Here is a 19,713-nt window from a genome sequence, read left to right on the forward strand (position 1 = left end):
ATGAGTAGTTTTACAGGCAAAGCCGAAACGGATGATAACCACCTACTGAAGTAGGTGGTTTAGGGCTGAAAATAAAAGAGCGGCAATCGCCGCTCCGAAAATTAAATAGAAGTAGAAAATCACTTAATACCGTGAAGGCTATTTTCTGCATCCATAGCTAAAGGATTGAACGAGTCGTTACGAAGTTCTGCTATCGCGTATAGCATGCGCCCCATGCGACCATTTCCATCGGTAAAGCCATGGTACCCGATAACTCCGGCGAACAAATGTTTACCTAAGTCTTTATCTTCTACAGGGTTCTCTTTCAAAAAGCCTTCAATGTGCTGCTTTAACATGCCCTCACCGCCAATACTTGACGGCAAAGTGCCACCCGAAATATTTGGCCCTCGGTAATCACGCTCAACATTAGGCACCAATCGAGCGTGTAGCTCTTTTAGGTTTTCCATATTCAATAAGTCTTTACCATTAGACGCGTATTCTTTCAGTAAAGACGTAATATTTTCGGCATCGTTTCCTTTAGAGTTAGAAGCATTAATGATCCACGCCGCAGCTCTTTCAACATTATTGGTTACGCCACTTTTGTTAAACGCGTCCTCTGCCAGTCCTTCAGCGTATACACCTTGGTTTAGATCGGTGCTTGCTAGACCTTCGATATGACGTTGCGCCGATTTAAGATGCATCACCTCCATATCAAACACCGCTTGCATTTGATTGATGCTACCTGCCGGATTTTTCTGCGCTGCAGATATACCACCGCCGTAGTCCTTTACTACACGTCCAGCAAGCGACTTCGCTGCACTTTCGCCAATCAGTGATGTGAGGTTTTTACCAGAATCGGTTTCTAACATTGCCTCTGTCATCGCTCGCTCTGCTAACTGGTTTAGCTCAGCAGAGTTCGACTGAACTGATTTACTGTCTAACTTCGCAAAGGCATTTAAGACATCTGATGCGGTTTTTATGTTTCCATCTTTGAAGAACATTTGTCCATGCTCAACAGAAGAAGCAGCTCGTAAACGCTGAGCTTGGCCTTGCTCATTATCAAATACGGCTTTTGTAAGGGCTTTCGCAACCGATTGTGAGCTGCCTTCGCGAAACAATTTTCCTGTCGCTTCAAAAAATCGCGCTACCGCACCATTAGTAGGATTGGTACGAGTAAATTCTTGGGTCGCTGCGTTGATTTGGTATTCTTTGCCACCAATACTCAGCTTACCTTCGTTAAGTATCTCGTTACGAGCTTGCGGCATGGCGGCCTGCAACGCGCTAACACTTCCAAAACTGATCATGTTTTAAACCCTTAATGTGGAAAAATGAGTGGTATTCGTTTCCGGTACTTCGGTTGTTTTGTTGGTTACTTCTTGTGTATTCGCACTTTTTAACCACTCGATGAAATTCGCAAATGACTCATCGAAAAAAGATGCAGTTAGCAGTTGCTGAGGCAGGTGTATGAAACCGATGTATCCGGTCTCTTCCTCCCAGCATACCGCTGGAGAACCTTGCGTTAAGGCATCTTTCATATGTTGATGCAAAATATCAGCACTCGGTTCATCACCTGAAATCAGCCCGATAAGCGTCGCACGATCTTCTTGTGCACGAATTGTGATTGCTGTGTTTTGCTCAACGAGTAGATGGCAACAATCATCTTCATCAAAAACCAACGGCTCCAATTGGCAGCGGCTGGCAAAATCTGTCAGTAAAGAAGTTATAAATCCATTAGCCATTCGACTAAATAATCCTATTTTTGTTGTTTTAGAGGCGCTGCTTGGTTGCAACACTTATCAACTAAGCAGCTTTCTTAGGTGTATTCTTAAGGATTTATGGCAGTGAATATTTTAGAAATGGTCGGATTTTTTTTGTTTAAAGGCATTAAAATGAAAAAACTCAGCAAGTGCTGAGTTTTTAAGGTTTATTCATGAATCGTAATTTTACGCTCGCTGAGCTGCTTCACCATAGCTTGCTTTAACGCATGCAGCTGTCCATCAATACTGGCGTCGATGATCCCAACTTCTGTTTCCAAAATGCAGCCTCCATTTTTCAAGCGCGCATCTGCTACCACGTCAACGTAACCGACTTCAGGGAAATCACTTAATACTCCAGCCACCTTTTCTCTCACCTCAACAACCTGCTCTGGGTGGACATGTAAAATGACCTGCTTTTGGTTACTCACCAGTTGCAACGCTTCTCGAACTACACTCACCGTGGTATCGACATCATCGAAGGTATCGATGATCTTACGTACTGCTTCTAACACCACACCTGTCATTTTTTCTTCGACTTGCTGATAGTAGTCATTACAACGTGCTAAGGTTTCAACCATCGTTTGCGCATTTTCAATCTTGGCTTGTGCAAGGCCATCTTGATAACCACGTTGTTTTTCGGTTTCGTAGGCTTGCTGGGCATTAGCAATGATGCTTTCAGCTTTGGAGTTCGCGGCTTCAACTAAGTGTTGCGAATCCAGATAACTGGCATAATCTTTCGCTTTCAGCACCTTTAAGCCAGGTGCCAGCTGCAAATTGTCTGTTTTTATTTCAACAAATGAAACCATTGAGGAATAACCTGTTTTGCGATTTTTTTTGTGAGTCGATACGCCAGATCTCGTTGATCCGCTTCCAACCAGTTAGCTGTTTCCGCGTTTTCGCTAAGTTGCTTTTCTAATTTGAATTGCCAACGAAGAACAACATCTTCCGGTGAGTTAATCAAAATAAACCTCATCCAAAAATATCCCAGCGCCCTCATGCTTGCTTCAACAGACCTTTCATCCAGTAGTTCTGGTAACGAACGCTGCCAGCCTTGCGGCCAGCTGGATAACAGCATCGGCCCGTTTTGAATTAAGAACCGAGCGCCTTCCAAACCAAAAACGTTGTTCAGAACCTGTTTCGGGTGTTTTAAGACAACGCTTCGCATCGCAACGCAATGTAAAGCTCCACCCACCATCAATACGAGTTGATTCAACGCGTCTGTCGGGAGCAATGCCAAACTATGACAAGGTCTGTTAAAAGCCATCTCAGGAACGGGAGATAACGCCCACTCATTGATACACCATTGGTTGAACATGGGGTTATCTCTCCAGCCTTCGATATTTAGTAACCAAGGCTGCTTTTGCTCTATCCAACTTCTATGGATGTACTGGCAAGGCGCATAGTTAAACTGGTGTTGTACCTGCGCGAGTGGTGTTTCTGGTTTAACCACGCTTCGTGTTCCTACGACACCATGTAAAAGTAGCGATATTCGAGCCGATGAGTGCCGCTACCAAGAACACCAAAATGGCGATAAGATTATTCGCCGTCTCTTTGGTGACCTGAACCGACAAAATGCTTTTAAATTGATTGTTTTGAGTAGCAACTCGAACCTCTGATGAGGGTACCATCACTACGCTGATTCGATCGTAGTTCAACCCCTCAATACTGTTGTTCACTAATAATTTGATCTGCGGAACATATGAATCAAGCGCAATATCTGCCGCGTGTTTAATAAATACGGAGGCAGAAGCTGGAGTTGGACGCTCTCCTGGACGCAGATCTTGATCTTCCAAAACAACATGAACACGTGCCACTAGCACGCCATCAATCTGAGATAAGGTTGAGGAGAGCTCTTGAGATTTCGCGTATACCAAACGTGCTCGTTCTGCTAATGGTGACGAGATCAAATCGTCTTTAGGAAACACCTCTTTCAGTGTAGAAAACTGCTCTCTTGGATAGCCTTTTCGCTTTAGCGCGTCTACCGCGAAGGCGATTTGAGAACTGTCTACCATTAACTTGACGGTGTTGTCTTTGTCAGGTTCTTTTGTTGCAACGACACCTTCGGATAGTAAGATCGACAACATCTCATTACCCTCTTTCTGAGTAACGTTGGTGTATAGCTCGGTCTGACAACCTACCAGAAACAACGTGAGCATGATGAAAACTGCTCTCATTTTATTCATCATCACTATTGTGCCTTCAATAAGGTTTCTACGTTTTGTGTGGTTTTACCCACGGTTTTCGCGATCAGCTCTTCTTGAAAAGTAATGCGTGTCAGCGCCCACTGCATTTGCAGTAATTGCGCCGGATCATCACCCACCATCTTCATGTTGTCTTGCAGGTTACTTTTCGCGTTATCGATAGTGTTTTTCAACTCGCTGATGTTTTCTAGCAAACCTCCCTCCAGGCCATTACTTGCCTCGGGAACCGACATGGCTTGCTCAAAACGTTCGCTTAAACCGTCTTCGACTTGCGCATCCTGCAACTTATCAATGTTGGTTTGCATCACCTCGGTGTACTGCGTGTTTATCATATGTACTCCTAAGATAAATCTAACTTGTGACTGTGAGTCATGATGTTTTTCACCATCGCATTTTTTTGGATCATGAAGCTAAGTTCATCACGAACCATGTCCAGTGTTGATGCCATATCAGGTAACGACTTCAACTCTGCCCAGCAATGCCATAAGGCTTGTTCTTTCTGGGCACCCAGTGGAAAATGCTGCGCTAGCATTGCTTTTAGTGCTGTTTTATCAGCAGGTGGTTCGGCAATAAGCTGTCCCGAAAAATTCCCTAGTAACTCCTGCTTCAACACCTTTAACAAATCAGATTGTGGCTGCTCGTTGCCTTTTGCACTCTTCGCCTCATGAAAGGCGTACCACATTGCCTCTCGTTTAACTTGAGGGTCGGAGAACGCTTCATTTAACGATGATAAGACACTTTGTTTACTGACAACCTCTGCGTCTTTTAATGATTCGTACCACGCTTTAATCTCCGCCAGTTTGGCTTCTGTTTTCTCTAGCGTCTCTTTTGGAGAAACATGTGAAACTTGCTCTTGCTTGTCACTTCGCTCCATGAGTGCTTTCATCTTGTCTTCATCGCTCCGCTCATAATGGCGCGACTCCGACTGACGCAAAGATTGGTGTTGAAGACTTAGGTTGCTTGAATCAATGATCATCCAAGATTCCTAATGTCCTGAGAAAAGCTCGCAGCAAATGCTTGGCTTTCTTCGCTTCCTTGTGACGCAAGTTCTACCCAGCTTTCCGCTTTGCTCAGTAAACCGGCTTTGGCAGAAGCAAGAGCCGCTAAGCTGATCAGATCTGGATAGGCATTACAAAGTGGTTCGAGTAATTGATGAGCCTCTTCATACAAGCCTTTATTCATGAGGCTCATTGCACGAATCATCGCAACGGTCTCTTCAGAACCTGAGCTTGCTTCAAGGCCATCTGCAATCGTGTTGGCTTCTTGATGACGATGCATACCTGTTGCCATCAGCGCGATTTCAGCCAGCAGTTGGCGCGTTTCTCGTTCCATGCTTTACACCTTCTGGAGAATCGACTGCATCACATCTTTAATCGCACGAGTGGTGGTCGCATTGATATTGTAAACAACAGACCATTTGTTGATCGCGTGCTGAAGCTCGGCAAGCTTTGATGGATCATCGGCATTGGTTTCTAGGTTCTTGATGGCTGCCGTCACTTCTGTGTTGGCATCTTTCGCTTGTTGTTCTAACTTAGCTTTAACATCATCAAGGTTTACACTGTTACTAGCATCGTAAAATGACATAAGACTTCCTCGTATTTTTTAGTTAGCTTCGTATGATTCAACGACCGCATGGGCGGCTGTGTAAGCTTCATACTGTTTGAGTAGCAATTGGTACTGCTGTGGTGAGCACCCTAAATCCAACTGACGTTTCACCACCGCTTGTGCTTCTAAGAGCTTGCTCTTAATCTTGTGCACTTCCGCACCGTTTGTGTCGTTATTTAAAATTTGTTCAAGATTTGTCATTGTTCGTCTCGCCTTCATATCCGAGTTCTATTGTTATCACCCGCCCGCCTTTAACCAACTCAATACCAGCAGGTGTAACACTGGATATTCGGTAGCCCTGAGGCGTTCTTGCACCGACCATATAGCGAACGTTATCGGTCAGAATCACATATGGAACCTGGCCAAAGTTAACGCTACGAAACGGGAAATCGATATTGGTGCCTTTACTCACCTTAGGTATGGATTTCAAAACTAAGTACGGTTTCTCACCATATTGTTCCCGGAAGTCTCGGGTCACACCGTAAAATCGAGTCGTTTCGATATCATCAAGCTCACCACGAACTTCGATGCGATCACCGCTGGTGACCAACTGGACTTTTTTCAGTAACTCCGCATCCGTCAATAACGCTTTTAGCGTATCCATGTAGGCACCCGCTCGCTGCAGTTCAACCTTCCACGCAATAAGACCCGGCACGTCTCGCTCCAAGATTTGTTCAACTTGGTTCCAGCGGCTTGCATCATCGATATAGCCCGTCAGCAGCAGTGTTCCGGTCTCATCGCCATTTTCGACTTTCACTTGGTGATAGCCGAGGTTGCGCAAAATAAATCGAACCCCGCGACGGATTTCTTCCATCGTTCTTAAGTCACTTTTGTAATTGATGCCCAATACATCAATTCGACCAAGCAGATCGAGTTTCTGTGTTCGGTCTTCAACATAGCCCTCTAAGACTGCTTGGCGTGCGGCGGCATTCCATTCCACACGAACGTCGCTAAGTTTGAGCTCGCCTAAGATGTTACGTACCAAAACAATGGGTTCTGCTTCTGTAACAATTTCATTGTTGTTTCCGTTAGCTTGGCTGTACCACATACCGGCAAAAATGACACTCGGGACAAAACTACAGAGCAAAGCGATGAGCGTTGTTTTTTTCCAGCTAGAGCGTTGCACAGCAACCACAGGTGTATTCTGTTGGCTAGATTCGTCGCTGACGTTACTCACAATTAACGCATCTTCCGCGTATCCCAGAGCGAACTTCACAACGCCGACCGAGACAACAGCATGGCGTGACAACTCGATACCATCACCTGCAACAGCGATGTCTTCACTGTTAATATTTGCCTCTTCGCAGCCTCGTAAAATGACCGAGTCTTGCTGGCAAACGAGGGTGAAATGGTTCGCTTCGACCCCAGCATCAGACAGTACAAGATCAGCAATAAAGTCGTCACTGCCAAGCACGAGAGCACCTTCAGGTAAGGTGACTTCTACTCCGGTATGCACGCCTGATAAAATACGAATTTTCCATTGCTGCATCGCGGTTAAGACTCCTCTGAAGGGCGCACACACTCACTTTGTGAGTCATCACATTCCAATACTTTCACCCGCCAACCCTTTTGCCCTGTTGGTAATCGGCACTGCGTTAATTGAGACGACTTTTGCTGTGACAATAAGTCTTGTTGATAGCGCTCGGCTTGAACCCTCGATGTGCAGCTATATACTTCCACTACAGATTTAAATTCAGCGCTATTGTTGGAGATGTTGTTAAGCTTGCCGATACTTGGTCGCAAGTCATATTCGTTGCCAATCAACACACTATCGCCAATACCATCCACAACAATTCGAGGTTCTAAAATAAACATTCGTACTGTGCGGCGCTTAGTATTGGTATTACTTCTAAACAGCGCGCCTAAATATGGGATGTCTCCTAGCAATGGCACTTTACGTAACTGATGGCTCACTTCATCTCGGTACACACCACCGATAAGTAAGCTTTGCCCTTGTTTAACCGTCGCTAAGGTGCTGATTTCAGTTTTACGAACGGAAGGAAGGTCATCGACGCCACCATCAGCGATCTTTGCACCGTCTTCGAGATGAAGGCTCAGGTTAATTTCAGGTCGTGCAGCAAATCTATCACCAACGATACGTGGGACAATTCTCAGTAACGTGCCATACGTGACCTCTTCCAGTGCTGCGGTTTCTTTACCAACCAGCTTGACGTAAAACGTGCTGCTGTTGTTCAGTACCGCTTCGACATTTTCCTGAGTTAACAATGTTGGTCTTGAAACCACTTGAGCACTGCCTTTGGATTCCAATAAACGAATTTGAGCCAGCAAGTAATTTAGGTTGGTTGAATCAAGCAAGGACTTAAAGTTCTGTCCACTGCCGAGCGTCACATCCCCCGAATTCACATCCCCTGTTGTTTTGATATCGACAATGCGGTTGTTTCCGACAGACACTCCCGCTCGCCAATCCACGCCTAACTGACTTAAATCGTTGGCACTGATATCGACAATCGATAGCGCGACTTCAATTCTTGATTGCGGCTGGTCTAATTGCGCGACCAGTTTACGATAGAGCGGTAATCGTGCTTGAGTATCACGAACGATAATCGCATTAAGGCCCGGCTCTGCTTCAACTGTTGCGCCACCATGAACTGAGGCGGTTTTATTACTTTTTACAGGCTTATCTGAACTGGTAACTTCTTTGCTAGACGCACTCGTCACTTGAGTTTGAACACCAGACACGACCCGTTTTAACACCGATGCGATGCCAGGGACCGTAATTGTCTGATCTCGATATGCAATTTCTCTATCCGTTGCAGAAGCGTACTTCAAAGGAATTATCTCAACGAATAATTCGTCGGTTGAATTCGATTTCTGCAGCAAGCGCGTTTCCAATGCCTCCGCCGTTTGTACCACTAAGTCGACATAACGTGGAGGACCCGCAAGATAGACTAACCCTTTGCTCTCAGCGGCTCTCCAACCATAACGAGAATCCCAAACGCCGGTGGAAATTAACGTACTGCGTAGCTCTCTAGCCGTAAGTAATTCCAATTGAAGTAAACGTGAGCGAGTTTCTGTCGCCTTATAGACATGTAAGACGGCACCATCGAAATACCACATCAAGTTGTACACTTGCGATAAGTAATCGAGGAATTCCGCCGGATCTTCAGGGGTAAAACGCCCATTCACTCGATCGTTGACTTTGTCACTAACAGAAACCGAGACACGATAATTTGCACCGAAGTTATTCAACAACTCTTTTAATGAGTCGTTATCTGCATAGTAGCGAAACGGTTGTTCAGGCCAGTGTAAGTCTGTTGCTTGCGCATATCCCAAAGGAACAACACTCACTGCGCATAACAATGCCTTTGTTGCAGCACGTCTAATGTTGGGAAAGATTTTTTGCATCATGGTAACCACACTGTATGGTTGATTGTGTGGTTCACGCGTTCTTGTTCCAATAATGCAATGTAACGTTCACATAGATTGACGTGCTTAGAAAGTAAAGTAGAGAACCGTTCCACGGAACAGTCCTCAACCCTTACTTTACTTTGCAAAATCAATTGCTGATCATCATTGGTTGTCAGTACGCCGCCATCCTCACGAATGGTTTTTAATGAGAGCTGCATGCAACGTTGTAACGCTTGTTCTTGTTGATAATCTAGATGCTCTTTAAACTGGAAGGGTAACGTCGCTTCCCATAAAATCCATGACGCATGTTGCTTGATGGTCAGTGATAACTGGTCAACCTCGATGTTGTAAGAACCATTTTCTGAGGCAATAAAATCCCCTACCTTTAGCGCTTCCGCTAAAGATTTCATCATCTTATCTAACATTTAACGCCCTATTTAGATCTGGCTGAGGTGATTGCAAGCCTGGCCGCACTGACCACTTTGAGTATCAAAATAGTAGTGATCGATATCACCAACAGTTTGCATGTTCTTGAACCATTGCCATACTTTCGCAACCGCATTTTGGTCGTTGTAAACCACATCGCATGCATCCCAAACTTCGTTCAGCTCGGGGGCCTCAAGTCGCACTTCCGAACACCAATTTTTCCACTCAGAAATAAATTGTTCGGTTGTAGAGGTGTACTCCGCGAACCCTTTCAGCTCGTCTAAAGACGGTTGCCACTTCTCAATTAACGAACGATGACATTCAATCACTTGCAACTGTTGTTCGCTTAACGTCCCAAGTTGCTTTTTAAGTTGATGCTGCTGGCTCTTAATAAGATCGAGTTGCTGTTGAACAAAGACGGCACTGGTGTCTTCCCCTGATAGCTTCGACCAATATTCCTTCTGAATATCGAGTTGATTGATAAGTTGTTCAACTTTAATCGAAGCATGAAGAGCACTTTGATCGACTTGTCGGTTAATCCACTCGTTGAGTGATAAATGGAAACAAAGCATCAACGTTTTTGGGACAGCCAAATTAAAGCGAAAGCCCAGACGAGAGTTGATGTAGTCCAGCCTTTGTTCGAACGTTGTGATTGTGCTGCTATCACTGAGCTGCGATCCAATTTCCAAAAATAAACGCATAGCAAACCGGTCTATCGAAGCACCAAGTTTTTGATACGTTTTTACTAACTGGCTAGCGCACAGGCTATCGACGACATTTCTATCCAACAAGCGTTGAAGTAAAGATAACTGCTCATAATTTATGACGCCTTCACTCAACAATTGTCGGTGATTGACGTGCACAACATTGAGATCCTGCGTAGGTTTCGAGGCGTTTTCATAACGAGCTCCTCTTTGTAAAACAGTCACTTTCCGCTGTGTCACTATGCTGTCTGGAAAAAGCGAACGGCGTCGCCAATGCTGCTTTTTCATTTATGTTCGTCTCCGCACCCCTTTCGAACAATCCAGAAAGAAAGAGATGTAATAATTTTTAATCGTTCGTTGTTACACGATACATAATAGAATTTACACTGGTGAGTGACTTTCAAAATTAGTCAGAAAATTTTAGTCTCAAGTCATTTCATTTCGCGATAGCCACTTGATCGTCTCCCGAACGTACGCGGCTTGGGGTCGTTCCAAAACGACGACGGTAACTCTGCGTAAAGTAAGACTGGCTGGAAAACCCTGCCTCCATCGCCACATCTACGATGCTCATCTTGCTCGTCAACAGCAGTTTATGAGCATGCAGTAGTCGACGCTCACTGATCCAAGCTCTTGGAGAAATGCCATAGTGCTCATTAAAAAGCTCTTTAAAAGTGGTTAAGCTGGCACCAAACTCCTGCGCGTAGTCTGTCAACTTCCATTCTTTTAAGTAATGCTGTTCCATAAATCGACGTAACCGTTCCGACGTACGGTTTGTTTGTTGTGACAGCAACGCATACAGTGATTCTCCTCCTTTGCTGTGTAGCAAGAGAATGAGTAGTTCTTCGTATTTTAGGCACATAATGGCATCAGGGTACGCTTGTTGCTCAAGCGTCTGCATGCTAGAAAGCACTTGTTCAACGAGTATGTTCAAACCAAAAGTAAACAAACCAGAACAAACTTTGTCTACCTTAGGCAGCATCATCAAGAGATCACTGTGTTTTTGCAGCAACTGACTAACGAGTTCATTGTCGTAAGCAATAATCGACGCTTTGTATGCCCCATCTAGCGGAGAGTACTCTAACAAGTAATCCCCTTGGGATAGAAATACCCCATTTTCTGCAGCAACATCGATTGTGCAATCACCTGTTTGAACTCGAAGCTGACCATTGTGAACGACAACAATGTGAGACTGGTCTGAGTGAAATACTTCGTCAGATTTTTCATAGCAGGAAAAACTACGAATTTTTCGTGAACTCGAGTCGACCCTTTCTGAGTTTAGTTGGCCTGACACATCCATTTTCTACCCTTCATTATTTTGAGTTTCTCAGTGCAAATGTTGAGAAACTTTCAAAGCACTACTTTGATTGTTGTTATTTCTAAGTACTGCTGTATGAATTAAAGAAGCAAAGAAAAGAGCATAGAAGTTCTATCACTTACCATACCCCCCGAATAATTAGCGAATAACCCAAGCATTACCTTTACCTAAAGGTAAAAGTTTGACTTAGTAAATTTCTGCTGTCCGTCTTTATTATTTTTATCAGATAGCGTTTATCATTAGCCAAAACTTAAATATGATTTCGTTATTTAAGTTTGGTTGTTTTGTTATACATTAGAATACAATTAAATAGACTTCGGCATCGTTTCGAGAACAAAATTAAATTTCCAAAATCATAAAAATGTATGTTTTATAGCCTAAAACGCCAAGCCAACGTGTTCAAGGAGCGAGATATAATCATAAAAAATACTGTTTTTGCAACAAGTATGAGTCTAAAAAACAACTGACCCGATGACTTCAAAGTCATGTAATTAATGTTTATAAAAGACAACAAATCTTTCACAAAAGGAAAGATATAGTCTTTATTTTTATAAATTAGAAAACTCTAATAAAAATGTAGTACTTAAAATTTTATCTGTTTATTTTTGGAACAAGAATCAAGTTTTCTTGTTTATTTCCCTCAAAAAATAAATAGTTCTTTTCTTTTTCCGCAACGAGATCACCGTTTGAATAAAGCTTTCCAATAATCTTCATTTTTCCTTCACCAGCTTGAATTGGTGCAATTAAAAACGAATACTGCACAGGCAACTGAACACCTTGGTAGCTCTGAGATGCTGATTTAAGACATTGATTATCAATAACTTTACATATTTCCACCTCAAGAGAAGTAATCGAAGGTGGAAAGTAGCCGTCGACAGAAACCCAACCATAGACTGATGCCTGACTCTGTGTATCAAAGCCATCCACCCCATTGACGGACACAGTCTGACTGCACCCACTCAGTATGAATAACCCAATAAAACCAGCCCATATAGAATTGTTCATTATGACCCCATAAACTTATTTTATATAATCTAGCTCATTTGAAATTCACACAATTCTTTATGTAAAAATATAAAAGATCAACTTATATTTATACTACAAGCGGACAATAAATCGCATTTTTTAACAACACGTAGTTAACATGGACTGTAATTTCAAAAGCAGTTTCTGCTCACTTTCATTCCTTCCTTAATTGAAGTTTATTAGAGAAAAATGATATTCATATATCTCATTGCCATTGAGATATGCATCTGAACACATTTACTTTTGCCTTTCTATTTCTCTCAACACATTTAAAAGCCAAAATATAATAACAACCGACTAATATTGATAAACATGAAGAGATACATCTAATATTTTCCTTGATAAAATTTCAAAAGGGACTATTCCTATGTCAGCACGCCAAACTATCGATGAGATTTTGCTAAAGTTTGCTCATCAAATAGGCTTGCCTGCACTGCATCTAACGGAAAATGAAGTAAGCTTAGCCTTTGATGATAATCTAAGGGTGCATATCATCTTTCATCCTGAATCGACAACTCTGCAGCTCGAAGCTGAGATTGTTGGCCTTCAAATTGTAAATTCCGATCTTTATCGTTCTTTTTTGGCCTTTAATTATCACTGGCCTGAGCACCAGTTATTTTTTAGTTTAGATAACCACCGACACGTCCTATGTTTAAACCGACTCATTAACATTAGGCGACTGGATTACGAATATTTTGAAACAGCTTTAGCAGAATTGCTGACGCACAGCGAGTCGTGGGAAGCGTTATTGTCTTCTCATGTAACTATTGATGAGGCACCACCGATGCCACAAACTTTAGACTTGAGAGTTTAGGTGTCTTTATGTCCAATGACATCCAATCCACATACACCAATTCATCGGTTCATGACGTTCAACAAGCGCAGCAAAGTGATGCAGTGCCGCAAGGAACGTTTCATGGCCGTAAAGTCACCCTACTCTCCTCATCAGAAAGCAGTCTGATGCGAACAAGCTCTAAAAGAGAGCTTGGTGAATGTTTAAATCAATTTGCCAGTCTCGAATCTTGCAATCGCGTTTTGGACTTTGATCCGCAACTCAACATTGACAAGCAAAACGCCGCCGTAGAAAAGCTTATGGAACGAAAAGTGGCGATAATTCAACGTTCCTGATATCACAATATAAGCAGGTTAAACATCTAAGTTAACCTTCAGCCGACAAGCTCACGCTAATAAAAAACCCCGAAGATTCGGGGTTTTGATTCATACTGCTTTTTCTTTATTAATTACTTAGTTTCACTAGAAGAAGCCTAACGGGTCGATGCTGTAGCTAATCAGCAAGTTCTTCGTGTTCTGGTAGTGATCCAGCATCATCTTGTGCGTTTCGCGCCCGATACCCGATTTTTTGTAACCACCGAACGCTGCGTGTGCAGGGTAAGCGTGGTAACAGTTAATCCAGATCCGGCCAGCTTCAATATTACGGCCCATACGATATGCAACGTTCGCATCACGTGTCCAAACACCTGCGCCTAAGCCATATTCAGTGTCGTTTGCGATTTCCAACGCTTCAGCCTCATCTTTGAATTTGGTGATAGCGATCACTGGGCCAAAGATTTCTTCTTGGAAGATTCGCATCTTGTTGTGGCCTTCCAACATGGTTGGCTGAATGTAGTACCCCTGGTTGATAGACTCTGGCTGTTCTGACACTCCCCCACCAAAGACCACTTTTGCGCCTTCTTCACGGCCGATTTCCAGGTAACTTAAAATCTTATCAAACTGTTCTTGAGAAGCCTGAGCACCAACTTGAGTATCGGTATCGAGCGGATTACCTTGTTTAATCAGCTGTGCACGTTCCGTCAGTTTCTCTACAAACTTGTCATAAATCGCTTCATGAACCAGTACGCGAGATGGACAAGTACAAACTTCACCTTGGTTGAAGAAACCAAGTAACGTACCTTCGATACACTTATCAAGATACTCATCTTCGTAATCGAAGATATCTGAGAAGTAGATGTTTGGAGATTTACCACCTAACTCAACTGTCGATGGGATCAAGTTGTCTGCTGCACATTTCAGAATGTGGTTGCCAACTTGCGTAGACCCGGTAAAAGCGAGTTTCGCAATGCGGTTGCTGGTTGCTAATGCTTGACCCGCTTCAGAACCATATCCGTTTACAACGTTGATGACACCAGGAGGAAGAAGGTCACCGATTTTTTCCATCAGAACCAGAATGGATGTTGGGGTTTGCTCTGCTGGCTTCAATACCACACAGCAGCCCGCCGCTAGTGCCGGTGCTAGTTTCCAAGCCGCCATCAACATTGGGAAGTTCCACGGAATAATTTGACCAACCACACCAATCGGTTCTGGGAAGTGGTAGCTTGCGGTGTGCTCATCCAGTTCTGCCGCACTGCCTTCTTGTGCGCGAATACAGCCAGCGAAGTAACGGAAGTGATCCACTACTAAAGGTAAATCTGCCGCCAAGGTTTCGCGAACTGGTTTGCCGTTTTCCCAAGTTTCTGCAACAGCAAGCTCTTCTAGATGCTGCTCAATACGGTCAGCAATTTTCAGCAAGATGTTCGAACGTTCTGTCACGCTGGTTTTGGCCCATTTTGCTCTGATGTTGTGCGCGGCATCCAGTGCTAAATTAATATCTTCCTCGCCAGAGCGAGCAACTTTACAATACGCTTGTCCGTTGATTGGTGAGATATTGTCAAAGTACTCACCACCCGTTGGTTTTACCCATTCCCCACCGATAAAGTTATCGTAATGCGATTTAAAGTTAACAATGGCATTTTCACTACCTGGCTGTGCATAGATCATAACTCTTCCTTTTGTTTCTCGTTCAATGTGTTATTGCAGTGTCGTATCGCACTGTTCACAAAGAGCATTACGCAAGTCACACGCCAACTACGCCACGCTTGTTGTTAATTAAATGTAAAACTATGATTACCAAGCGATAACAAACCAAGTGAGCGATGTTTGAGCGGATGTATGGTGTGAACACCAATGTTCAAGTGTTCCAAAATGGCACACCCTCACTGTGACAAAATGGTACAGTCATGGAACTTCAACATATTAGCGATAACAATTGGCTTTCAACTTCATGGGTCAGAAGTGAACAAGCGGGTTTAAAACAGCGTCGACGCCCTGAAGATATTCGAGTAACGCCAGCGACGCTCCAAGATAGGCGTCACCAACTCAATTTTTTGCTAGAGGCAGTCACTCAATTTGCGCTCCCTTTGTTTAATCAGCTATTTGCTCATAGCGACAGTCGCTTAATTTTGACGGATTCAGATGGTGTCATCATCGGCAGTTGGGGACAGCCTAGATTTCGTGAAAAGTTAACGGAAATCTCGCTAAGCTCTGGAGCATGCTGGCAAGAAAAGGTCAAAGGCACCAACGCGATTGGTACAGCTTTGGTTGAAGCAAAGCCCGTTTCTGTTATTGGTGATCAGCACTTTATCCAACACCATCGTTTTATTAGCTGTTCGGCTAATCCTATTTTCGATCATCTTGGTAACCTCATTGGCGTATTAGATATTACAAGCGAGCAAAAGAGACATGACTTCTCAACGCAAGTACTAGTACAAAACATGGTCCAGCAAGTGGAGAATCAACTACTTAACTTGATTCCACAAGGGCATATTCGTGTGGATTTAGCGTGCGAAAAAGGTTTACTGAATAGTGGTTGGCAAGGAATTATCATTGCAAATGAAGACGGACAAGTTTTGGCTCACAATCAAGTAGCCTCTCAACTTTTTGCGCAAAAAAGTATCATTGGGCAATCCTTAGACGACATTCTATCCACTCGGGGAAATGAGCACCCTTTCGTTTTCAAAACAAAACCGCTTACCGATAAAGATAGCAAGGTCAAGTCTCGTGCTGTAGCGGCGTCCAATGATCTTCATTATGGCGACTCCGCAGTTGAGCACTGTTGGCAGCAAGCCAATCGCGTCATCGATAAAGACATCAGTTTGTTGATTCTCGGAGAGACTGGTGTTGGCAAAAACGAGTTTGTGAAAGCGCTTCATAAAAACAGCCAGAGAAAAACGGGACCGTTGGTTTCCGTTAACTGCGGAGCGCTACCAAAAGATCTGGTTGAATCTGAATTATTTGGCTACGTAGCCGGTGCCTTTACTGGCGCAAACAGCAAAGGCTATCAGGGGAAAATTCGCCAAGCACACAAAGGGATTTTGTTTCTGGATGAAATCGCAGATTTACCCTTGGAAGCTCAAAGCCGCTTGCTCCATGTATTGCAAGATAAAACCGTGCTTCCCGTGGGTTCAAACCAAAGTATTCAAGTCGATACGCAAATCATTGCAGCCACGCATAAAGATCTGGAACATTTGGTCAGCGAAGGATTGTTCCGCCAAGATTTGTATTATCGCCTTAATGGCTTGATCATTGAGCTACCTCGCTTTGAGGAACGTGATGACAAACGACAACTGATTGAGAACATTCATCGGCGTCACGCCGAATCTGAACAACAGCTTTGCCCTCACCTACTTTCTCTGATGCTGTCTTACTCATGGCCAGGAAATTTGCGTGAACTCGATAGTTTAATCAAAGTATCCGCCTTAATGGCGCAAGGTGAAGAAATATTGGAACTCACACACGTCCCAGCCCACCTAAGTAAGAAACTCAGCCAAGCTCAAGAAGGAGCAGCATCCGCTGAACCAACTTCAGAACTGCGTGCAACCGTCGAAGATAAGTTGCTCAAAACATATCAAGCCAACCAGGGGAACATTAGCAAAACGTCTCGTATGCTTGGTGTGAGCCGAAATACCATTTACAGAAAGTTGAAAAGCCTTGGCATATTAAGTTAATTCTACGACCTCAGATACAAAAAGAGCACCGTTGCGGTGCTCTTTCTCTTTGAAACCTAGCTTACAGGCCGCCTTGTTGTTGTGCCTGTTTTACTAATGCCTGACGTTGAGTTTCCTTCTCAGAGATCACTTGATTGTCCTTGTGCATTTCCTGTTCCAATTCTGCTGGAATGAAAACAAAGTACTTGTTAAGAGTCATCTTAGAACCTCAATTTGCTGTGTTAATTACCTTCTTGGTCGACGTAAACAAAACCAGAAAAACATGTTTTACTGGATCCTTGTTGCTAGTTTCAAAAAATAAAGGATGTTCATATAATAAACATCCTCCATGTGGGCGCTAATTATAGGCGTAGTTTAGAGGCTTACCTAGCACTCTTTTTCACCTTTTGTGCAATCTGAGTTTCGATCGAAAAACAGATTTAATTGCCCGTAGTTACTAAGGTATTGTTAAACAGAGAAAAAAGCTTTTACTGTAACTGACGACAGGGATGAGCTTACGAGTGTAGGTTCACTTGCAATTGTGTATCGTAGAGTTCGAATACGATAATAATAGCGCTACATGCCCTTAATCTGCGTAGTTAAAAACTTTGAAGTGATAGACAACCGAAGTCATATCTGTGCAACTCAGTTTAACGATTTGTCTACCAGTTCAATATTTCACCTTTTTTGAGAAATCTTTAGCCACTTTTTTGTGTGAAACGTCCCAAAAGAGCAGACAATTAAAAGTGTGGCATATGACCACAATTGTCTATCCCCACTTAGCTTCGGGAGGCGTTTATGAAAAGTAACAAACTTGGCCATGTGATGTCTTTCAGCAGAATGTTTTCCTTCATTGCATTCTTGACGGCCACATTCGCATGGATTCTCAGCATGTACGCCCTATTCACTGTTTCTTTAGTGGCTCTTGTGGTCAGTGCAATTCTCTACCTAAAAGACAGGTTTTATCAAAACAAGAAAACGACCACTGAAAAGAGCGCCTAGGCGCTCTTGAAGTTCCGTAAAAGCAAAAACAAAAAAGGATGCCACTTGGGCATCCCTTTATATCTTTATATTTAGTCGGTTTACTTAAAACGATTACACGTCGTAAGTTGTAGACGCTGTGTCGCCGCCTGTACCAGTCCAGTTAGTGTGGAAGAATTCACCACGTGGACGGTCAATGCGCTCATAAGTGTGAGCACCGAAGTAGTCACGTTGAGCTTGAAGCAGGTTCGCTGGTAGACGAGCTGTTGTGTAACCGTCTAGGAAAGATAGCGCAGAAATCGTACATGGCATTGGGATACCAGATTCTAGAGATTTCGCTGCTACTTTACGCCATGCTGCTAGGCTGCCTTGTAGGATGTTTTTGAAGTACTCATCAGAACCGAGGAATGCGATGTCTGGGTTCGCTTCGTACGCATCACGGATGTTGCCTAGGAACGCAGAACGGATGATACAACCGCCACGCCACATTAGAGCTACGTTACCGTAGTTTAAGTCCCAACCGTTCTCGTTAGACGCTTCGCGCATTAGCATGAAGCCTTGAGCGTAAGAGATGATCTTAGAAGCTAGTAGCGCTTGACGTAGTGCATCAACCCACTCTTGCTTGTCGCCTTCAACTGGAGTGATTGTCTTACCGAATAGAGATTCAGCTTCAACACGTTGGTCTTTCAGTGCAGATAGACAACGAGAGAATACAGACTCAGAGATAAGTGTTAGTGGAATACCTAGGTCTAGTGCGTTGATACCAGTCCATTTACCAGTACCTTTTTGGCCTGCTGTGTCTAGGATCTTTTCAACGAGAGGCTCACCGTCTTCATCTTTGTAGCCAAGAATGTCAGCCGTGATTTCAACAAGGTAGCTGTCTAGCTCAGTCTTGTTCCAATCAGCGAATACTGCTTGCATCTCGTCTGCAGACATACCAAGACCGTCTTTCATGAACTGGTAAGCTTCTGTGATAAGCTGCATGTCACCGTATTCGATACCGTTGTGTACCATCTTAACGAAGTGACCAGCACCGTCGTTACCAACCCAGTCACAACATGGCTCACCAGCGTCAGTTTTCGCAGCGATACCTTGGAAGATAGGCTTAACCGCTTCCCATGCTTCAGCAGCACCGCCAGGCATGATAGATGGACCGAAGCGCGCACCTTCTTCACCACCAGATACACCAGTACCGATGAAGTGGATACCTTTTTCACGTAGTGCAGCAACACGACGGTTTGTATCTGGGTAGTTAGTGTTACCACCGTCAATAATGATGTCGCCTTTGTCTAGCAGAGGTACTAGCGCTTCGATGAACTTGTCTACAACGTCACCAGCGCGAACCATCAACATTACTTTACGCGGCGTTTCTAGCTTCTCTACTAGTTCTTCTAGAGAGTATGCACCGATGATGTTCGTGCCTTTTGCTGGACCTTCCAGGAACTCGTCTACTTTAGCAGCAGTACGGTTGTGAGCAACCACTTTAAAGCCGTGATCGTTCATGTTTAGGATAAGGTTTTGACCCATTACTGCTAGGCCAATTACACCGATATCACCTTTCATTGTTTCTCTCCAATTTTATTTCATCGA

Annotated in this window: 23 protein-coding genes; 4 read left to right on the forward strand and 19 right to left on the reverse strand. The window is 43.7% G+C overall.

From position 1 onward, the window contains the following. Window positions 1-119: 119 nt before the first annotated feature. The 16 genes from R7Q38_RS19180 to R7Q38_RS19255 form a co-directional block, all read right to left on the reverse strand. Window positions 120-1,283, reverse strand: a complete 1,164-nt coding sequence (locus tag R7Q38_RS19180; protein WP_239939240.1) for a VopS family T3SS effector adenosine monophosphate-protein transferase — start codon at window positions 1,281-1,283, stop codon at window positions 120-122. 3 nt (window positions 1,284-1,286) lie between these two features. After that, on the reverse strand, window positions 1,287-1,718 hold the full coding sequence (locus R7Q38_RS19185) for a type III secretion system chaperone (RefSeq protein ID WP_239939239.1): 432 nt from the start codon (window positions 1,716-1,718) through the stop codon (window positions 1,287-1,289). Between the two features lie 185 nt (window positions 1,719-1,903). Next, entirely contained in the window at window positions 1,904-2,542 is a 639-nt protein-coding gene (locus tag R7Q38_RS19190; protein WP_005387146.1) for an HrpE/YscL family type III secretion apparatus protein, read from the reverse strand. After that, window positions 2,521-3,186: a SctK family type III secretion system sorting platform protein VscK gene (gene vscK, locus R7Q38_RS19195; protein ID WP_115386029.1), complete on the reverse strand. Its 666-nt coding sequence runs from the start codon at window positions 3,184-3,186 to the stop codon at window positions 2,521-2,523. The genes R7Q38_RS19190 and vscK overlap by 22 nt, the downstream gene beginning before the upstream one ends. Next, complete coding sequence (gene sctJ / locus R7Q38_RS19200) at window positions 3,179-3,925, reverse strand: type III secretion system inner membrane ring lipoprotein SctJ (RefSeq protein WP_086012989.1); 747 nt, start codon at window positions 3,923-3,925, stop codon at window positions 3,179-3,181. Before sctJ ends, vscK begins: the two co-directional genes overlap by 8 nt. Beyond that, window positions 3,925-4,269, reverse strand: coding sequence for a type III secretion system inner rod subunit SctI (gene sctI, locus R7Q38_RS19205; RefSeq protein WP_005387149.1), 345 nt, complete (start codon window positions 4,267-4,269; stop codon window positions 3,925-3,927). The genes sctJ and sctI overlap by 1 nt, the downstream gene beginning before the upstream one ends. An 8-nt stretch (window positions 4,270-4,277) precedes the next feature. Beyond that, entirely contained in the window at window positions 4,278-4,913 is a 636-nt protein-coding gene (locus R7Q38_RS19210; protein WP_025768115.1) for a YopR family T3SS polymerization control protein, read from the reverse strand. Continuing rightward, a complete protein-coding gene (locus R7Q38_RS19215) occupies window positions 4,910-5,269 on the reverse strand; it encodes a YscG family type III secretion system chaperone (RefSeq protein ID WP_005377200.1) in 360 nt (119 codons plus the stop codon). The genes R7Q38_RS19210 and R7Q38_RS19215 overlap by 4 nt, the downstream gene beginning before the upstream one ends. Before the next feature lie 3 nt (window positions 5,270-5,272). Beyond that, on the reverse strand, window positions 5,273-5,521 hold the full coding sequence (sctF, locus tag R7Q38_RS19220) for a type III secretion system needle filament subunit SctF (protein ID WP_005377199.1): 249 nt from the start codon (window positions 5,519-5,521) through the stop codon (window positions 5,273-5,275). An 18-nt stretch (window positions 5,522-5,539) separates the two neighbouring features. Further along, the gene (locus R7Q38_RS19225; RefSeq protein ID WP_005377198.1) at window positions 5,540-5,743 is read right to left on the reverse strand and encodes an EscE/YscE/SsaE family type III secretion system needle protein co-chaperone; all 204 of its coding nucleotides are present in this window, start codon (window positions 5,741-5,743) and stop codon (window positions 5,540-5,542) included. Beyond that, window positions 5,730-7,031 (reverse strand): type III secretion system inner membrane ring subunit SctD, encoded by a 1,302-nt coding sequence (sctD, locus tag R7Q38_RS19230; protein ID WP_005377197.1) that lies wholly within the window; start codon window positions 7,029-7,031, stop codon window positions 5,730-5,732. The genes R7Q38_RS19225 and sctD overlap by 14 nt, the downstream gene beginning before the upstream one ends. Before the next feature lie 5 nt (window positions 7,032-7,036). Continuing rightward, on the reverse strand, window positions 7,037-8,911 hold the full coding sequence (gene sctC / locus R7Q38_RS19235; RefSeq protein WP_250154654.1) for a type III secretion system outer membrane ring subunit SctC: 1,875 nt from the start codon (window positions 8,909-8,911) through the stop codon (window positions 7,037-7,039). Next, entirely contained in the window at window positions 8,908-9,336 is a 429-nt protein-coding gene (locus R7Q38_RS19240) for a YscB family type III secretion system chaperone (protein WP_054575043.1), read from the reverse strand. Before R7Q38_RS19240 ends, sctC begins: the two co-directional genes overlap by 4 nt. A gap of 12 nt (window positions 9,337-9,348) precedes the next feature. Then, window positions 9,349-10,329 (reverse strand): T3SS regulon anti-activator ExsD domain-containing protein, encoded by a 981-nt coding sequence (locus R7Q38_RS19245; protein WP_238844300.1) that lies wholly within the window; start codon window positions 10,327-10,329, stop codon window positions 9,349-9,351. A gap of 148 nt (window positions 10,330-10,477) precedes the next feature. Next, window positions 10,478-11,338 (reverse strand): AraC family transcriptional regulator, encoded by an 861-nt coding sequence (locus R7Q38_RS19250; RefSeq protein WP_005377191.1) that lies wholly within the window; start codon window positions 11,336-11,338, stop codon window positions 10,478-10,480. A gap of 609 nt (window positions 11,339-11,947) precedes the next feature. After that, window positions 11,948-12,361: a YscW family type III secretion system pilotin gene (locus R7Q38_RS19255; RefSeq protein ID WP_054576970.1), complete on the reverse strand. Its 414-nt coding sequence runs from the start codon at window positions 12,359-12,361 to the stop codon at window positions 11,948-11,950. Window positions 12,362-12,749: 388 nt separating this feature from the next. Here R7Q38_RS19255 and exsC point away from each other — a divergent pair, with 388 nt between their 5' ends. Both exsC and exsE2 read left to right on the forward strand, forming a co-directional pair. After that, entirely contained in the window at window positions 12,750-13,196 is a 447-nt protein-coding gene (gene exsC / locus R7Q38_RS19260) for a type III secretion system regulatory chaperone ExsC (protein ID WP_005377174.1), read from the forward strand. Between the two features lie 8 nt (window positions 13,197-13,204). Further along, window positions 13,205-13,510: a T3SS regulon translocated regulator ExsE2 gene (exsE2, locus tag R7Q38_RS19265; protein WP_017821350.1), complete on the forward strand. Its 306-nt coding sequence runs from the start codon at window positions 13,205-13,207 to the stop codon at window positions 13,508-13,510. 126 nt (window positions 13,511-13,636) lie between these two features. On the opposite strand, the gene R7Q38_RS19270 is transcribed toward exsE2, so the two are convergent. Continuing rightward, complete coding sequence (locus tag R7Q38_RS19270) at window positions 13,637-15,157, reverse strand: aldehyde dehydrogenase family protein (RefSeq protein ID WP_005377169.1); 1,521 nt, start codon at window positions 15,155-15,157, stop codon at window positions 13,637-13,639. 239 nt (window positions 15,158-15,396) lie between these two features. Here R7Q38_RS19270 and R7Q38_RS19275 point away from each other — a divergent pair, with 239 nt between their 5' ends. Next, the gene (locus R7Q38_RS19275; RefSeq protein ID WP_005377167.1) at window positions 15,397-17,163 is read left to right on the forward strand and encodes a sigma-54-dependent Fis family transcriptional regulator; all 1,767 of its coding nucleotides are present in this window, start codon (window positions 15,397-15,399) and stop codon (window positions 17,161-17,163) included. A gap of 61 nt (window positions 17,164-17,224) precedes the next feature. Here the strand turns inward: R7Q38_RS19275 and R7Q38_RS19280 are convergent, their stop codons facing one another. Beyond that, window positions 17,225-17,362 (reverse strand): hypothetical protein, encoded by a 138-nt coding sequence (locus R7Q38_RS19280; RefSeq protein WP_005377165.1) that lies wholly within the window; start codon window positions 17,360-17,362, stop codon window positions 17,225-17,227. A gap of 578 nt (window positions 17,363-17,940) precedes the next feature. Here R7Q38_RS19280 and R7Q38_RS19285 point away from each other — a divergent pair. Further along, window positions 17,941-18,144, forward strand: a complete 204-nt coding sequence (locus tag R7Q38_RS19285; RefSeq protein WP_005377162.1) for a hypothetical protein — start codon at window positions 17,941-17,943, stop codon at window positions 18,142-18,144. Between the two features lie 93 nt (window positions 18,145-18,237). Here the strand turns inward: R7Q38_RS19285 and gnd are convergent, their stop codons facing one another. Further along, window positions 18,238-19,686: a decarboxylating NADP(+)-dependent phosphogluconate dehydrogenase gene (gene gnd, locus R7Q38_RS19290; RefSeq protein ID WP_005377160.1), complete on the reverse strand. Its 1,449-nt coding sequence runs from the start codon at window positions 19,684-19,686 to the stop codon at window positions 18,238-18,240. Window positions 19,687-19,713: the final 27 nt, after the last annotated feature.

Source organism: Vibrio sp. Vb0598, from assembly GCF_033338935.1.
In the GTDB taxonomy this organism is placed as follows: Bacteria; Pseudomonadota; Gammaproteobacteria; order Enterobacterales; family Vibrionaceae; genus Vibrio; species Vibrio alginolyticus.

Excerpts from the sequence above, each read along its gene's own strand:
- R7Q38_RS19185 (WP_239939239.1), bottom strand. The coding sequence starts at position 1,718 with ATGGCTAATGGATTTATAACTTCTTTACTGACAGATTTTGCCAGCCGC.
- sctI (WP_005387149.1), bottom strand. The coding sequence starts at position 4,269 with ATGATAAACACGCAGTACACCGAGGTGATGCAAACCAACATTGATAAG.
- R7Q38_RS19285 (WP_005377162.1), top strand. The coding sequence starts at position 17,941 with ATGAAAAGTAACAAACTTGGCCATGTGATGTCTTTCAGCAGAATGTTT.
- R7Q38_RS19240 (WP_054575043.1), bottom strand. The coding sequence starts at position 9,336 with ATGTTAGATAAGATGATGAAATCTTTAGCGGAAGCGCTAAAGGTAGGG.
- gnd (WP_005377160.1), bottom strand. The coding sequence starts at position 19,686 with ATGAAAGGTGATATCGGTGTAATTGGCCTAGCAGTAATGGGTCAAAAC.
- R7Q38_RS19225 (WP_005377198.1), bottom strand. The coding sequence starts at position 5,743 with ATGACAAATCTTGAACAAATTTTAAATAACGACACAAACGGTGCGGAA.
- R7Q38_RS19255 (WP_054576970.1), bottom strand. The coding sequence starts at position 12,361 with ATGAACAATTCTATATGGGCTGGTTTTATTGGGTTATTCATACTGAGT.
- R7Q38_RS19280 (WP_005377165.1), bottom strand. The coding sequence starts at position 17,362 with ATGACTCTTAACAAGTACTTTGTTTTCATTCCAGCAGAATTGGAACAG.
- R7Q38_RS19210 (WP_025768115.1), bottom strand. The coding sequence starts at position 4,913 with ATGATCATTGATTCAAGCAACCTAAGTCTTCAACACCAATCTTTGCGT.
- sctC (WP_250154654.1), bottom strand. The coding sequence starts at position 8,911 with ATGATGCAAAAAATCTTTCCCAACATTAGACGTGCTGCAACAAAGGCA.
- R7Q38_RS19180 (WP_239939240.1), bottom strand. The coding sequence starts at position 1,283 with ATGATCAGTTTTGGAAGTGTTAGCGCGTTGCAGGCCGCCATGCCGCAA.
- R7Q38_RS19215 (WP_005377200.1), bottom strand. The coding sequence starts at position 5,269 with ATGGAACGAGAAACGCGCCAACTGCTGGCTGAAATCGCGCTGATGGCA.
- sctF (WP_005377199.1), bottom strand. The coding sequence starts at position 5,521 with ATGTCATTTTACGATGCTAGTAACAGTGTAAACCTTGATGATGTTAAA.
- R7Q38_RS19250 (WP_005377191.1), bottom strand. The coding sequence starts at position 11,338 with ATGGATGTGTCAGGCCAACTAAACTCAGAAAGGGTCGACTCGAGTTCA.
- R7Q38_RS19275 (WP_005377167.1), top strand. The coding sequence starts at position 15,397 with ATGGAACTTCAACATATTAGCGATAACAATTGGCTTTCAACTTCATGG.
- R7Q38_RS19270 (WP_005377169.1), bottom strand. The coding sequence starts at position 15,157 with ATGATCTATGCACAGCCAGGTAGTGAAAATGCCATTGTTAACTTTAAA.
- exsC (WP_005377174.1), top strand. The coding sequence starts at position 12,750 with ATGTCAGCACGCCAAACTATCGATGAGATTTTGCTAAAGTTTGCTCAT.
- R7Q38_RS19245 (WP_238844300.1), bottom strand. The coding sequence starts at position 10,329 with ATGAAAAAGCAGCATTGGCGACGCCGTTCGCTTTTTCCAGACAGCATA.
- R7Q38_RS19190 (WP_005387146.1), bottom strand. The coding sequence starts at position 2,542 with ATGGTTTCATTTGTTGAAATAAAAACAGACAATTTGCAGCTGGCACCT.
- sctD (WP_005377197.1), bottom strand. The coding sequence starts at position 7,031 with ATGCAGCAATGGAAAATTCGTATTTTATCAGGCGTGCATACCGGAGTA.
- exsE2 (WP_017821350.1), top strand. The coding sequence starts at position 13,205 with ATGTCCAATGACATCCAATCCACATACACCAATTCATCGGTTCATGAC.